The 14,005-nt window shown below is 63.7% G+C and carries 12 protein-coding genes; 3 read left to right on the top strand and 9 right to left on the bottom strand.

Features of this window, described 5'->3' with window-relative positions:
• Positions 1–17 precede the first annotated feature (17 nt).
• Positions 18–2,378, top strand: a complete 2,361-nt coding sequence (gene pbpC / locus J2W94_RS05840) for a penicillin-binding protein 1C (protein ID WP_310091006.1) — start codon at positions 18–20, stop codon at positions 2,376–2,378.
• Positions 2,379–2,494: 116 nt separating this feature from the next.
• Here the strand turns inward: pbpC and J2W94_RS05835 are convergent, their stop codons facing one another.
• Together J2W94_RS05835 and J2W94_RS05830 are read right to left on the bottom strand one after the other, a co-directional pair.
• Positions 2,495–3,079: a ferritin-like domain-containing protein gene (locus tag J2W94_RS05835; protein WP_310091004.1), complete on the bottom strand. Its 585-nt coding sequence runs from the start codon at positions 3,077–3,079 to the stop codon at positions 2,495–2,497.
• A gap of 29 nt (positions 3,080–3,108) precedes the next feature.
• A complete protein-coding gene (locus tag J2W94_RS05830; protein WP_310091002.1) occupies positions 3,109–3,591 on the bottom strand; it encodes a peroxiredoxin in 483 nt (160 codons plus the stop codon).
• 147 nt (positions 3,592–3,738) lie between these two features.
• Between J2W94_RS05830 and J2W94_RS05825 the strand changes: the two genes are divergently transcribed.
• Together J2W94_RS05825 and J2W94_RS05820 are read left to right on the top strand one after the other, a co-directional pair.
• Complete coding sequence (locus J2W94_RS05825; RefSeq protein ID WP_310090999.1) at positions 3,739–4,191, top strand: Hsp20/alpha crystallin family protein; 453 nt, start codon at positions 3,739–3,741, stop codon at positions 4,189–4,191.
• 98 nt (positions 4,192–4,289) lie between these two features.
• Positions 4,290–5,189 (top strand): DnaJ C-terminal domain-containing protein, encoded by a 900-nt coding sequence (locus tag J2W94_RS05820; RefSeq protein WP_310090998.1) that lies wholly within the window; start codon positions 4,290–4,292, stop codon positions 5,187–5,189.
• Between the two features lie 37 nt (positions 5,190–5,226).
• On the opposite strand, the gene pilH is transcribed toward J2W94_RS05820, so the two are convergent.
• From pilH to J2W94_RS05785, 7 genes are all read right to left on the bottom strand, one after another.
• The gene (gene pilH / locus J2W94_RS05815) at positions 5,227–5,619 is read right to left on the bottom strand and encodes a twitching motility response regulator PilH (RefSeq protein ID WP_310090996.1); all 393 of its coding nucleotides are present in this window, start codon (positions 5,617–5,619) and stop codon (positions 5,227–5,229) included.
• A gap of 93 nt (positions 5,620–5,712) precedes the next feature.
• The gene (locus J2W94_RS05810) at positions 5,713–6,708 is read right to left on the bottom strand and encodes a YhdH/YhfP family quinone oxidoreductase (protein WP_310090994.1); all 996 of its coding nucleotides are present in this window, start codon (positions 6,706–6,708) and stop codon (positions 5,713–5,715) included.
• Positions 6,709–6,768: 60 nt separating this feature from the next.
• Complete coding sequence (locus tag J2W94_RS05805; protein WP_310090992.1) at positions 6,769–7,065, bottom strand: GIY-YIG nuclease family protein; 297 nt, start codon at positions 7,063–7,065, stop codon at positions 6,769–6,771.
• 227 nt (positions 7,066–7,292) lie between these two features.
• A complete protein-coding gene (locus J2W94_RS05800) occupies positions 7,293–7,886 on the bottom strand; it encodes a TIGR00730 family Rossman fold protein (protein WP_310090990.1) in 594 nt (197 codons plus the stop codon).
• A 156-nt stretch (positions 7,887–8,042) separates the two neighbouring features.
• Positions 8,043–9,467 carry a dihydrolipoyl dehydrogenase gene (lpdA, locus tag J2W94_RS05795; RefSeq protein WP_310090988.1) on the bottom strand — a complete coding sequence of 475 codons (1,425 nt, stop codon included), beginning with the start codon at positions 9,465–9,467 and terminating at the stop codon, positions 8,043–8,045.
• Positions 9,468–9,664: 197 nt separating this feature from the next.
• On the bottom strand, positions 9,665–10,894 hold the full coding sequence (sucB, locus tag J2W94_RS05790) for a dihydrolipoyllysine-residue succinyltransferase (RefSeq protein ID WP_310090986.1): 1,230 nt from the start codon (positions 10,892–10,894) through the stop codon (positions 9,665–9,667).
• A gap of 58 nt (positions 10,895–10,952) precedes the next feature.
• Positions 10,953–13,799 (bottom strand): 2-oxoglutarate dehydrogenase E1 component, encoded by a 2,847-nt coding sequence (locus J2W94_RS05785; protein ID WP_310090984.1) that lies wholly within the window; start codon positions 13,797–13,799, stop codon positions 10,953–10,955.
• Positions 13,800–14,005: the final 206 nt, after the last annotated feature.

Here is a 14,005-nt window from a genome sequence, read left to right as displayed (position 1 = left end):
GCAAAATGGATTCCAGCTTGCGCTGGAATGACGGTTGGCTACGACGACGTGGACTGCCTTGGCTGCGCTGGGGCACGGTAATCCTGTTGGTGACGATCCTCGTCCTGGATATCACTTTCCCGCCACCACTCCCCAAAGCCCGCGATACCAGCACTCTGGTAGTGGCGCGCGACGGAACTCCGTTGCGCGCCTTCGCCGATCGCAATGGCGTCTGGCGCTACCCGGCCACTCCCGAAACCGTATCGCCGCTCTACTTGCAGGCGCTGCTCAACTACGAAGACCGTTGGTTCTGGAAGCACCCCGGCATCAATCCATGGGCGCTGCTGCGCGCAGGCGGGCAGTGGCTGCGCGGCGGACGCATCGTTTCCGGCGGTTCCACCCTGACCATGCAGGTCGCGCGCATCCTTGACCCGCACTCGCGCACGCCATGGGGCAAGGCCAAGCAGCTGTTGCGCGCGCTGCAGCTGGAAGCGCACCTGTCCAAGCGCGAGATCCTGCAGTTGTACCTGGAGCGCGCGCCTTTCGGCGGCACCATCGAGGGAGTAGAAGCGGCAAGCTGGGCCTATCTGGGCAAGCCGGCGTCGCGTCTGTCGCAGGCCGAAGCGGCCTTGCTGGCGGTATTGCCGCAATCGCCCAGCCGGCTGCGCCCGGATCGGCATCCGCAAGCTGCGCGCATCGCACGGGACAAGGTACTCAAGCGCATGGTCGCGTTGGGTGTCTGGCCGCAGGCGGAGGTGGACGATGCCCGCGTCGAATCGGTGGTCGCCCGTTCCCTGAAACCGCCGCTCAGCGCCGCCTTGCTGGCCGAACGCCTGCATCAGGCCGATCCCAAAGCCGCGCGCATCGTCTCCAGTATCGATCCCGAGCTGCAGCGCACGCTGGAGGAACGCGTCTCCGCCTATTTCTCCAATCTGCCCGAGCGTACTTCAGCGGCGCTGCTGGTGGTCGACAACGCCAGCATGCAGGCGCGCGCCTACGTCGGTTCGGTGACTTTCGGCGACAAGCAGCGGTTGGGCCATGTGGACATGGTGCAGGCCTGGCGCTCGCCGGGTTCCACGTTGAAGCCTTTTCTCTACGGTCTGGCGCTGGACGACGGGTTGATCCACTCGGAGAGCCTGCTGATCGACGCGCCGCAGACTTTCGGCGGCTACCGTCCGGGAAACTTCGATTCCGCCTTCAACGGCCCCATCGGTGCGGCCGAAGCTTTGCGGCTTTCTCTGAATGTGCCCGCGGTGGATTTGCTGGATCGTGTGGGGCCGTCGCGTTTTTCCGCGCGACTGGCCAACGGCGGCATCGAGTTGAAATATCCGCGCGGCGGCAAACCCAATCTCTCCATGATCCTGGGCGGCACCGGTGCGCGGCTGGAAGACCTGGTGGGCGCGTTCGCCGCATTCAATCGCGACGGTCTCGCCGGACGCGTGCGTTATACCGATGCCGATCCGGTCATCGACCGTCGCATGATGTCCTCGGGAGCGGCCTGGATATTGCGCGAAATACTCGAGGCCAATCCAAGGCCCGGTTACGGGCTGGGCACTTTCGACATCGGCTCGCGTCCGCGCGTGGCATGGAAGACGGGCACCAGTTACGGGTTTCGCGATGCGTGGGCGATCGGCGGCACACGCCGCTACACGGTCGGCGTGTGGGTGGGTCGGCCGGACGGTACGCCCTTGCCGGGGCAGTACGGTGCGGTCACCGCATTGCCGCTGATGTTCGAGGTGATCGACAGCCTGCCGCGAGCACGCAGCGATGGCGTGCCGGCGCCGCCGCCCGCCAACGTCGCCGAGGCGGAAATCTGCTGGCCGTTGGGCCTGCCTCCTGAAGCAGACGCCCCGCAGCTATGCCAGCGACGGATGAAGGCATGGACGTTGGACGGAGCCATTCCACCGACTTTCGCCGAGCGCGATGCCAGGCTCTGGAATACGGGACGCGAGCGCTTCGAGGTGGACGCGAAAACGGGGTTGCGGCTCTCGGGCGAATGCGCGAAGCCGCATGAGTCGCGCACCGCGCAAATCGCGCGTTGGCCGGCGCTGGCTTCGCCCTGGCTGTCATCGCAGGTGCGGCAGCAGTCCAGGCTTCCGGTGCTGTCTCCCGACTGCGTTTCGGATGGGCGCGAGGCTTCAAGCGAATTGCGGATCGAAGGTCTCAACGATCGGGCCACGATCGCGCGTGCGCCCGGCAGCGCGCATGGCGCACGGCTGCAGCTACGCGCCTTGGGCACGGACGCCAAAGTGCAGTGGTTACTGGATGGAAGATGGATCGCCGAGACGAACGGAGCGCAGGCGTTCCAGCGCGATTACGGCGAAGCGGGCGAACACACGCTGACGGCCCTGGCCGAAAGCGGCGCCTGGACGCGCATCAGTTTCCGGGTACTGTTGTAGGAGCGATTTAGGAGTGCGTAGGAGCGACGTGAGTCGCGATTGGACATAGAACCCTCGGCTCAGCGGTCGAGGGTTCTTTGGTTTCGCGACTTACGTCGCTCCTACACGCTCCTACGCTAGTTGCCGATCCAGCCGTCCAGCAGGTCCGAAAACTCGTCGGCATGCTCTTCTTCCTGGGCCAGGATCGATTCCAGGATGCGCTTGGTCGTAGTGTCGCGGTCGCCGATGTAGTTGATCATTTCGCGATAGCTGTCGATGGCGATGCGCTCGGCGATCAGATCTTCCTTGACCATGTCGCGCAGGTCGTGGCCGACCTTGTATTCGGCATGCGCGCGCTTGGTCAGCGTGTCCGGGTCGAGGTCCGGTTCGCCGCCCAGCTGCACGATGCGCTCGGCGAGCTTGTTGGCGTGCTCGTGTTCCTGCTGCGCGTGCTCCAGAAATTCGGCCTTGATCGAGTCGGCCAGCATGCCCGAGGCCATGAAGTAGTGGCGGTAGTAACGCAATACGCAGACCCATTCGGTGGCCAGCGCCTCGTTCAAGAGCCGGATCACCACTTCCTTGTCGGCGCCATAAGTGCTGGTGATTGCGCCGTCTTCGATGTTCTTGCGCGCGTTGGCGCGCAAGGTGGCGGTGGCGGTCAAAGGCGACTTGCCGGCAGTGGAAGCTTTCGGCGGCTTGGATTTGCTGGCGGGCTTGGACATTGGCTGGCCTTGTGGGGGAGGGGAGGGAATCAGTTCGGCAGGTTTTCCAGCACGTGTTCGGCCGAAGACACGTTGAACTCGCCAGGGGATTCGACCCACAGCTGCCTGACCACGCCGTCTTCCGCATACAAGGCATAGCGCTTGGAACGCACGCCCATGCCGTAGCCGCTGGCGTCCATTTCCAGACCCAGCGCGCGGGTGAAATCGGCATTGCCGTCGGCCAGCATCTGCAGGCCTTCCGGCACTTCTTGCGACTTGCCCCAGGCCTGCATCACGAAGGGATCGTTGACCGACACGCAGTACACGTCTATGCCGCGCTTGCGGAATTCGTCGAAGTGCGCGATGAAGCCGGGCAGGTGACGTTCGGAGCAGGTGGGCGTGAAGGCGCCGGGCACCGCGAACAACACCGCGTTGTGGCCTTGGAACAACGTGGGCGTGTCCACCGTTTCCACTCCCTCGCGGATGCGCTTCAGGGTGATTTCGGGGATTGCATCGCCGGTCTGGATGGTCATGGAGACTCCTTGAGAATGAACGAAGGGTAGGCGGTGGAATGGTAAGGCCGCGTCAAAGGTACTTGAAACCGGCCGCTTTACTCCTATCTCTTGGCCATGGCGGCCGAGTGCCGCTCCTTACCGGAAACAATATTCAGGAGTCACATCATGCATGCCGTTCGTTACCGCCATTGGCCGCGCCAGGTCGCGCGCCAGCAGCAGATCAACCAGTTGTTCGAGCACTTCTTCGACAAGGCCGCCGCCAACGCTCCCGCAGAAGCCCAGTGGGTGCCGCGTGTGGACGTGCGCGAGGAAGCGGAGCGTTTCGTGATTCTGGCCGACCTGCCGGGCATCTCCGCCGACGCGATCGAGATCCAGATGGACAAGGGCGTGTTGAGCATCAAGGGCGAGCGCGCCAATCCGGCGCTCGGTGAAGGTGAGAAATACTCGCGCACCGAGCGGCGCCAGGGGGCGTTCCACCGCGAGTTCGCTTTGCCGGACAGCGCCGACGCCGAAGGCATCGTCGCCAAGGGCGGCAACGGCGTGCTGGAGATCAGCATTCCCAAGAAGGCCCAGCCGGCTCCGCGCCGCATCCAGGTCGGCGAACCGACTGTGCAGTAAGCAACATGGACAGGGCGCCGGCCTCGGCAGCGGCGGCCGTCCTAGTAGAATCGGCTCGCAGTCGCAGGATTGCGGGCCGATTGTTCATGAGGTAAGCGATGCAGTTCAAGGATTACTACCAGGTGCTCGGGGTCGAACCCACCGCGGGCGATGCCGAGATCAAGACCGCCTACCGGCGGTTGGCGCGCAAGTACCACCCCGACGTCAGCAAGGAAGCAGGGGCCGAAGAGAAGTTCAAGGGCGTCAACGAAGCTTATGAGGCTCTGCGCGATCCGCAGAAGCGCCAGGCCTACGACCAGTTGCGCGCACAAGGTTACCGGCCCGGCGAGGAATTCCGCCCGCCACCCGATTTCGGACGCGGCGGCGTTGGCGGCGGCCCGGGCTTCGACTTCGAGGAAGTGTTCGGCAGCGACGGCGCGGCAGGCGGCGGCTTCAGCGATTTCTTCGAAGGCTTGTTCGGGCGCCGCGCGCATCCGGGCGCCGGCGCGCGCGGACCGCGTCCTCCCGGCGATACGCGCGCGAAGGTGTCGGTGCCGCTGCAGGCGGTCTACGACGGCGGCAGCGTGCGTTTGGGGCTCAACGGCAAGCAGCTGGATGTGCGCGTGCCCAAGGGCGTGCGCCCCGGTCAGGTGATCCGCCTGGCCGGACAGGGCGACGGCGGCGGCAACCTGCTGCTGGAAATCGAGTACGCCGCGCATCCGCAGTTCGAGGTGGACGGGCGCAACATCATTTATGTGCTACCGGTGGCTCCTTGGCAGGCCGCACTCGGGGCGACGGTCAGCGTGCAGACCCTCGGCGGTCCAGTGGAGCTGAAGATTCCCGCCGATTCGGAAGCGGGACGCAAGCTGCGCCTGCGTGGACGCGGACTGCCCGGTACGCCTGCGGGCGATCAGATCGTGGAACTGGAGGTCACCGCGCCGCGTGCGGTCAACGAGCGCCAGCGCACCATCTATCGGATGCTGGCGAATGCGTTCGAGGGAAACGAAAACGACGGGTAAGCACCCGTCGTTTTCATGAGTCGCCCGACTACTGGCGTCAGGCTGCAGTGGACGGCGGCATTTCGCTGGTGCTGAAGATGCGCTCGATGACTTCGGCCAGTTCGTCTTCCGAGAACGGCTTGGTCAGATAGGCCTTGGCGCCCTGGCGCAGTCCCCACATGCGGTCGGTGTCCTGATCCTTGGTGGTCACCAGGATCACCGGGATGTGCTTGGTGGTGGCTTCGCGACTCAAGGTACGCGTGGCCTGGAACCCGTTGAGGTTCGGCATGACCACGTCCATCAGCACCATGTCCGGAAGTTCGCGCTTGGCGACTTCGACGCCTGCGGCGCCGTCTTCGGCGGTGAGTGATTCGTGGCCAAGTTTTTCGACGATCCGCTGAATGCCCAGCAGCTGCGAAGGTGAATCGTCGACGATCAGAATGCGCGCCATGCTTTACCCCAAGTTGTCCCCAGTGCCGATTGTAGTGTGACTTTGTGTCAACGGAAAATGGGGGGTGTCCGCCCGGCGTGACCGGGTTCGCGTTTAGCCGATTTTGACCAGGGTGCGGCCGAAGGATTTGCCCGACAGCATGCCATTGAAGACCTCAGGAAGGCCGTTTAGCGTCGTTTCCCGCGTGCAAATGGCTTCCAGGCGTCTCGGTTTCCAGTCGTCGGCCAGATGCCGCCAGATATCGTCGCGTAGGTTGCGGGCGGTTCCGGCCGAGGCCACGCCCAGCAACGAGACGCCGCGGATAATGAAAGGCATGACTGTGGTGGGCAGTTCGTGGCTGGCGACCAGCCCGGCGGAGGCCACGTTGCCGTAGGGAGCCGTCTGTGCCAGCAGGCTGGTCAGCATGCTGCCACCCACGTTGTCCAGGCCGCCTCCGAAGCGCATCGATTCCATCGGACGGGTGGTGGCCAGCGCGTCGCGTCCCAGCACCTGCGTGGCGCCCAGCGACCTCAGATAGTCCGCCTGGTCGGCCTTGCCGCTGATGGCATGCACCTCGAAACCGGCACTGGTGAAGATATCGACCGCCAGAGACCCCACGCCGCCAGTGGCACCGGTCACGGCCAACGGCCCTAATGCGGGCGTCTGCCGGTTGTCCAGTATCCGGTAGAGCGCCAGTGCGGCGGTGAAGCCGGCCGTGCCCAGAATCATGCTCTCGCGCAGGCTCAGGCCCGCAGGCAGGGGGATGACCCACTTCGACTCAAGGCGCGCATAGGCGGCGTAGCCGCCGTCGCGGGTTTCGCTCAATCCGGATCCGGTAACCAGTACCGCATCGCCTTCCTTGAAAGCAGAGTCGGTACTGGCCACCACATGGCCGGCGACATCGATGCCGCCCACCAACGGGAACTTGCGCAGGATCTTGCCTTCGCCGGTACCGGCGAGCGCGTCCTTGAAGTTGACCGAGGAGTAGGCGGTCTTGATGACGACTTCGCCGGGATTGAGATCGTCCAGCGATATCGATTCGATGCCGGCGCGGTAGCCGGCGTCGTCGCTGTGGATGCGGAAGGCGGGGAAACTGCTGGGGATGGTCATGAAAAGTCCTCGTCATCCCAGCGGAAGCTGGGATCCATCTTGATCTTGTTCTGAACCGATTCAAAGTATTTCGGAATAAAGATCGCGCCAATCTGGATTCGACTTCTCTACCAGCTCAATTTTCCAGAGACGCTTCCAGGCTTTGATCGCCTTCTCGCGCAGGATTGCAGATTCCATGACCCCATGCACCTCATACCAGACCAAAGTATGTATCCGGTACTTCTTGCTGAAGCCATCCACCTGGTCGTTCTTGTGCTGCCAGATGCGGGTGGGGAGGTTGGAAGTGACGCCGACGTACAGAGTGCCTCGCGGTGCACTGGCTAGGATATAGACGCAGGGAATGCGTTCTCGTTGCATTTGGCTGTCCTTAGCCTGTAGTTGCACAGAAATAATGAATCGTCATTCCAGCGAACGCTGGAATCCATTTTGACTTTGATCTTGGCGTGGCGATTCACATTCATTCGGTCGAGTCACGCGATTGACCGGACTCCCGCGAAGATCAAGATGGATCCCAGCTTTCGCTGGGATGACATCGGTAAGAATGTTTTGAGCATCTAATTTGCTGGTATCGCATGCGGCTCCACTCACCGCAATGCGGTCCGCCTCTTCTCGTCGATCCATTTCGAAGCCTGCGCTGGCTGGTAATCGCGCATCCACTGCAGCATCGCGGCGATGTCCTCGCCGTGCCACAGGTCCTGACGTTGTTCCGCGTGCAGGAAGCGCTCCTCGACCATCCGATCGATCATGCCGATCAGCGGCGCATAGAAGCCGTCCACGTCCAGGAAGGCGCATGGCTTGTTGCCGATGCCCAACTGGCGCCAGGTCAGCATCTCGAAGATCTCTTCCATGGTGCCGAAGCCGCCGGGCAGGGTGACGAAGCCGTCGGCGAGATCGAACATGCGCGCCTTGCGTTCGTGCATCGAGCCGACGATTTCCAGTTCGGTCAGGCCGCGGTGCGCGACTTCCCAATCGGCGAGCTGCTGGGGAATCACCCCGGTGACCTGGCCGCCGGCCTCCAGCACCGCGTTTGCGACCACGCCCATCAGACCGACGTTGCCGCCGCCATAGATCAGACGAAGCCCTTCCTTGGCGATGCGATCGCCCAAAGCTGCGGCGCGCTCGGAATAGATGATCTTGCTGCCGGCGTTTGAGCCGCAATAGACGCAAATCGATTTCATGATTGCTCTTGCTTCCTTCTCCCACCGGGAGAAGGTGGCGCGCAGCGCCGGATGAGGGAGGGGGAATGACGCGCCATGAAGCTGACACTAATGCCGACAGCCCATGCCCTCATCCGCCCTGCGGGCACCTTCTCCCGGAGGGAGAAGGACGAGAGATCAATTGACTTTATGGATCGATCGCTTGGCCACCGACATCGCCGCATCGTGCACGGCTTCGGACAGGGTCGGGTGTGCGTGGCAGATACGGGCCAGATCGTCGGCCGAGCCGCTGAACTCCATGGCCAGCACGCCTTCGTGCACCAGTTCCGATACGCCGACTCCCACCAGGTGCATGCCCAGGATGCGATCGGTTTCCTCGTGCGCGATGACTTTGACGAAGCCCGCCGGCTCGCCCATCGCCACCGCGCGGCCCAAGGCGGCGAACGGGAAACTGCCGGTCTTGTAAGGAATGCCTTCGGCCTTGAGCTGCTGTTCGGTCTTGCCGACCCATGCGATTTCCGGCTCGGTGTAGATCACCCACGGAACCGTGTCGAGATTGACGTGGCCGGGCAGGCCGGCGATCAGTTCGGCCACCGCAATGCCTTCCTCGAAACCCTTATGGGCCAGCATCGGGCCGCGCACGCAGTCGCCCACGGCCCAAACGCCGTCGACACCGGTGTGGCAGTGTTCGTCCACTTCCACCTGGCCGCGTTCGTTGAGCTTCACCCCGGTGCCTTCGGCCAGCAGGCCTTTCGAGGCGGCCTTGCGGCCCACGGCCACCAGCAGGCGGTCGACGACGAGGGTCTTCTCGCCTTCGGCGTCGGTGTAGGTCACATGCACCTCTTTCTTCTTAACTTCGGTCTTGCTGACCTTGGCGCCGAGGCGGATGTCCAGGCCTTGCTTCTTGAATTCCTTCGCGGCCGTCTTCGAAACTTCGGCATCGGCGGCCGGCAGGAAGTCCGGCAGCGCTTCCAGGATGGTGACGTCAGCGCCCAGGCGCTTCCACACGCTGCCCAGCTCCAGGCCTATCACGCCGGCGCCGATCACCGCCAGGCGCTTGGGCACGCTGGTGAAATCGAGCGCGCCGACATTGTCGACGATGTATTCGTTGTCGAACTTGGCGAACGGCAGCTCGATCGAATCCGAACCCGCGGCGATCACCACGTTGGTTCCCTTCAACTCGATTTCGGTGCCGTCGTGCTGCTTCACCTTGACGATGTTGCCGGGTTGCAGCTGGCCGAAGCCGTAGTAGGGCGTGATCTTGTTGGCCTTGAACAAGAGGGCGATGCCGCCGGTGAATTGCTTCACGATCTTGTCCTTGCGGCCGATCATGGTGCCGACATCGATCTTGGCATCCTTGGCGGTGATGCCGTGGTCGGCGAACAGATGCTGCAGGTTCCAGAACTGGCGCGAGGAATCCAGTAGCGCCTTGGACGGAATACAACCGACACGCAGGCAGGTGCCGCCCAGGGCGGGCTTGCCGTCCTTGCCCAGCGCGGCGTCGATGCAGGCGGTTTTCAGGCCCAGCTGCGCGGCGCGGATGGCGGCGTGGTAACCGGCGGGGCCGGAGCCTATGACGACGACGTCGAATTGTTCTGCCATGTTCGGATTTTCCTTTGCCTTTCCCTTCTCCCTTTTGGGAGAAGGTGCCCGTAGGGCGGATGAGGGTACGGCGGAATAGAAATGGTGCCGCTAGCAGGGGATTAAAAGGGGCCGATCGCTACCTTCTTGGGTCATCGGCGCTACTCCGCCGTACCCTCACCCCAACCCCTCTCCCGGTGGGAGAGGGGCTTGAAGCATCACATCCCAAGCAGCATGCGGCTGGGATTCTCAAGTTGGTTCTTGATGTCGACCAGGAACAGCACCGCGTCCTTGCCGTCGATGATGCGGTGGTCGTAGGACAGGGCGATGTACATCATCGGCGCGGCGATGACGACGCCGTTCTCGACGATGGCGCGTTCCTTGATGGCGTGCATGCCCAGGATGGCGCTCTGCGGCGGGTTGACGATGGGCGTGGACATCAGCGAACCGAAGGTGCCGCCGTTGGTGATGGTGAAGGTGCCGCCCTGCAGGTCTTCCAAGGCCAGCTTGCCGTCGCGCGCCTTCTTGGCGTACTCGCCGATGCCTTTTTCGATGTCGGCGAAGCTCTGGCGTTCGACGTTGCGCAGCACCGGCGTGACCAGGCCCTTGTCGGTGGAAACGGCGATCGAGATATCGGCGTAACCGTGATAGATGATGTCGTTGCCGTCGACCGAGGCATTGACCACGGGGTGGCGCTGCAGCGCGTTGGCCGCGGCCTTGGCGAAGAAGCTCATGAAACCGAGCTTGACGCCGTTGGCCTTCTCGAACGATTCGCCCAGCTCCTTGCGCATCGCCATGACCTTGCCCAGGTTCACTTCGTTGAACGAGGTGAGCATGGCGATGGAGTTCTTGGACTGCATCAGGCGCTCGGCGATACGCGTACGGATGCGTGTCATCGGTACGCGCTCTTCCGGACGGGCGCCGCCGGAAACGCCGGCGGTCTTGCCGCTGGCGTAGTTGATCAGGTCTTCCTTGGTCACCGCGCCCTTGCGGCCGGTGCCTTCGACGTTGGCCGGATCGATGCCTTCGGTGACAGCGGTGAAGCGCGCGCCGGGCGGCAGGCCGTCGGTGGAAGCCACGGGCGCCGGCTTGGTGGAAGCGGGGGCAGCCTTTTCGGCCTTGGCGGCTTCGGCTTTAGGTTGGACTTCCTGCGCGCCAGCGGCCGGTGCGGCCTCGGCCTTCTTTTCCGCGCTCGGGGCCGCTGCGGCGGCGCCTTCCTCGATGATCGCCAGCAACTGCTGGCTGGTCACCGTGGCGCCTTCGGCGAACTTGATTTCCTTCAGCACGCCATCGACCGGCGAGGGCACTTCCAACACGACCTTGTCGGTCTCCAGGTCCACCAGGTTCTCGTCGCGCTTGACCGCGTCGCCGGCTTTCTTGTGCCAGGTGGCGATGGTGGCATCGGAAACGGATTCGGGAAGAACCGGGACTTTTACTTCGGTGGCCATGTTGGAAAGGCTTCCTGTTTGGATGGGTGCAATTCGAATGGAATTATTTCGAATGGAATTATTCGGCGACGATGACGTTGCCGAACTCGTTGACCAGCGCGTCGGCGACCAGCTTCAGCTGTTCCTCTACGTGCTGGGCGAAATGACCGGCGGCCGGCGAGGGCGAACGCGCACGGCCCGCGTAATACAGTTCCTGCTTGTCGGTGGTGCAAGCCTTCAAGTGGTGTCGTATCTGGTACCACGCGCCTTGGTTTTGCGGTTCTTCCTGGCACCACACGACTTCCGTGGCGCCGGTGTAGCGCTTGAGTTCGGCGGCCAGCAGTTCGCGCGGGAACGGATACAACTGCTCGATACGCAGGATCGCCACGTTCTCCTGGCCGCGCTTTTGCTGGTCTTCCAGCAAGTCGTAGTAGACCTTGCCCGAGCACAGCACCACGCGCTTGACCTTCTTCGCATTCGCGGCAGCGTCCGGAATCAGGTGCTGGAATTCGCCGTTGGCCAGCTCGTCCAGCGACGACACCGCCAGCTTGTGGCGGAGCAGCGATTTGGGCGTCATCACGATCAGCGGTTTGCGCGTGGTCATGCGCAGCTGGCGGCGGATCATATGGAAACACTGGGCCGGCGTGGTGGGTACGCAGACCAGCATGTTTTCCAGCGCGCACAGCTGCAGGAAGCGCTCCAGACGCGCGGAACTGTGCTCCGGGCCCTGGCCTTCGTAGCCGTGCGGCAGCAGCAGGGTCAGGCCGCTGATGCGGCTCCATTTGGCCTCGCCGGCGGCGATGAACTGATCGATCACCACTTGCGCGCCATTGGCGAAATCGCCGAATTGCGCTTCCCAGATGTCGAGCGTGTTGGGATCGGTGGTGGAGTAGCCGTACTCGAACGCCATCACCGCTTCTTCGCTGAGCAGCGAGTCGATGATGGTGGCGTCTTCCGGGTTGTCGACCAACTGGCGCAACGGCAGGTAATAGCTGTCGGTCTTCTGGTCGTGCAGGATGGCGTGGCGGTGGAAGAAGGTGCCGCGTCCGGCGTCCTGACCGACCAGGCGCAGGCGATGGCCTTCGGAAAGCAGGGTGGCGTAGGCCAGGTTCTCGGCGAAGCCCCAGTCGCCCGGCAGCTCGCCCTTGGTCATCTTCACGCGGTCTTCGTAGATCTTGGCCACGCGCGGATGCAGGGTCACGCCCGCGGGAATGGTGTTGACGATCTTGGCCAGCTGGTCCAGCGTCTTGCGCTTGACCTTGGTGTCGACCGGATCGGTGACCTTGCCGGACAGGTATTTCGACCAGTCGATCGCGAGCTCGTCGGGTTTGGGCTTGGCCAGCTCGGTGGTGACTTCGCCGGAGTCGAGCTTGTTGCGGTAGCTGTCGACCAGCGCCTGCGCCTCGCCCGCAGCGATCACGCCTTTCTCTTCGAGCTGCGCGGCATAGAGTTCGCGCGTGGTCTTGTGCGCGCGGATCACCTGGTACATCAGCGGCTGGGTCGCCGCCGGTTCGTCGGCCTCGTTATGGCCCCAGCGGCGGTAGCAGACCAGATCGATGACCACGTCCTTCTTGAACGCCTGGCGGAATTCGTAGGCCAGGTTCGCGCAGAACACGACCGCTTCCGGATCGTCGCCATTCACATGCAGCACCGGCGCGCCGACCATCTTGGCCACATCCGTGCAATACAGCGTGGAACGGGCGTCGTCGCGTGCGCTGGTGGTGAAGCCGATCTGGTTGTTGATGACGATATGCAGGGTGCCGCCGACCGCGAAACCGCGCGCCTGCGACATCTGGAACAGCTCCATCACCACGCCCTGGCCGGCGAAGGCGGCGTCGCCATGAATGATCACCGGCAAGACCGCCTTGCGCTCGTTGTCGCCGCGGCGTTCCTGCCGCGAGCGCACGCTGCCGGCGACCACGGGGTCGACGATTTCAAGGTGGGAAGGATTGAAGGCCAGCGCCAGATGCACCGGATTGCCCGGGGTGGCGATGTCGGCGCTGAAGCCCATGTGGTACTTCACGTCGCCGGTATGGGCGCGGTCGTCCTCGAGATGCTCGAACTTGCCTTCGAACTCGTCGAACAGCTTGCGGGGCGATTTGCCCAAGGTGTTGACCAGCACGTTGAGGCGGCCGCGGTGGGCCATGCCCAGCACGATGTCCTTGACCCCGTCGGTACCGGCGCGGCGAATGGTCAGGTCCAGCAGCGGGATCAGCGCGTCGCCGCCTTCCAGCGAGAAGCGCTTCTGGCCGACGTACTTGGTATGCAGATAGCGCTCCAGACCCTCGGCCGCGGTCACGCGCTCCAGGGTGCGGCGCTGAGCTTCGACATCCAGACCGTAATTGCCGCCGGCCGCCTCCAGGCGCTGATACAGCCATTGGCGCTGCTCGACGTCGGTGATGTACATGAATTCGGTGCCGATGGAGCCGGCGTAGGTGGCCTTGAGCCGCGCCAGCAGGTCGCGCAGCTTCATGCGCGGCTGGCCGGCGACGCCGCCGGTGCTGAATTCGGTGTCCAGATCGCGGTCGGACAGATTGTGGAATGCCAGTTCCAGGTCCGGCGAGTCCTGGCGCGGGGTCAATCCCAGCGGGTCCAGATTGGCGGCCAGATGGCCGCGCGAGCGGTAAGAGGTGATCAGACGGCCGACGTTGCGTTCACGCTCGTCGCCGGCGCCGGTGGCCCCGGCTGGAGCGCTGGCGTAGCCGTTGTTGGCGGCGTGGCGGGCGGCTTCGGTGATCTGGGAGATGATGGCCGAATGCGGCACATCGCCGGCCTCGCGGCCCTTGAAGCCGTCGAAGTAGGTCTTCCACTTGGGACCGACGCTATCTGGAGAGACCAGGTACTGCTCGTATAGGTCTTCGATGAAGGAGGCGTTGCCGCCACCGAGTTGCGAGGATTGCGCAAACTGCTTCAGGAGGTTGTCCACGATGGCGTAGGTTGGCTTTGTCGGGCTGGGCCGGTATCCGGCCTGGGGGTTACCGACGGGTGCAGATGCCACCCGTGCGGGCTATATGAATACGCGGAAATTATACGCGCATGGTGACAGGGGCGCGTAAGCGTCTAGGACTAAAGGCGCAGATCGTGCGCGGGATCGATGGCTCCCGGGACGGCGCGGGGACAGCGGCCGGGACA

The organism is Pseudoxanthomonas sacheonensis, from assembly GCF_031455975.1.
Taxonomy (GTDB): domain Bacteria; phylum Pseudomonadota; class Gammaproteobacteria; order Xanthomonadales; family Xanthomonadaceae; genus Pseudoxanthomonas_A; species Pseudoxanthomonas_A sacheonensis_A.
This window is presented reverse-complemented; position numbering and strand designations above follow the sequence as displayed.

What these genes read in the sequence shown, in the direction of transcription:
- J2W94_RS05810 (WP_310090994.1), bottom strand. Translation starts at nt 6,708, where the DNA reads ATGACCATCCCCAGCAGTTTCCCCGCCTTCCGCATCCACAGCGACGAC.
- J2W94_RS05830 (WP_310091002.1), bottom strand. Translation starts at nt 3,591, where the DNA reads ATGACCATCCAGACCGGCGATGCAATCCCCGAAATCACCCTGAAGCGC.
- lpdA (WP_310090988.1), bottom strand. Translation starts at nt 9,467, where the DNA reads ATGGCAGAACAATTCGACGTCGTCGTCATAGGCTCCGGCCCCGCCGGT.
- J2W94_RS05825 (WP_310090999.1), top strand. Translation starts at nt 3,739, where the DNA reads ATGCATGCCGTTCGTTACCGCCATTGGCCGCGCCAGGTCGCGCGCCAG.
- sucB (WP_310090986.1), bottom strand. Translation starts at nt 10,894, where the DNA reads ATGGCCACCGAAGTAAAAGTCCCGGTTCTTCCCGAATCCGTTTCCGAT.
- J2W94_RS05805 (WP_310090992.1), bottom strand. Translation starts at nt 7,065, where the DNA reads ATGCAACGAGAACGCATTCCCTGCGTCTATATCCTAGCCAGTGCACCG.
- J2W94_RS05800 (WP_310090990.1), bottom strand. Translation starts at nt 7,886, where the DNA reads ATGAAATCGATTTGCGTCTATTGCGGCTCAAACGCCGGCAGCAAGATC.
- J2W94_RS05835 (WP_310091004.1), bottom strand. Translation starts at nt 3,079, where the DNA reads ATGTCCAAGCCCGCCAGCAAATCCAAGCCGCCGAAAGCTTCCACTGCC.
- pilH (WP_310090996.1), bottom strand. Translation starts at nt 5,619, where the DNA reads ATGGCGCGCATTCTGATCGTCGACGATTCACCTTCGCAGCTGCTGGGC.
- J2W94_RS05820 (WP_310090998.1), top strand. Translation starts at nt 4,290, where the DNA reads ATGCAGTTCAAGGATTACTACCAGGTGCTCGGGGTCGAACCCACCGCG.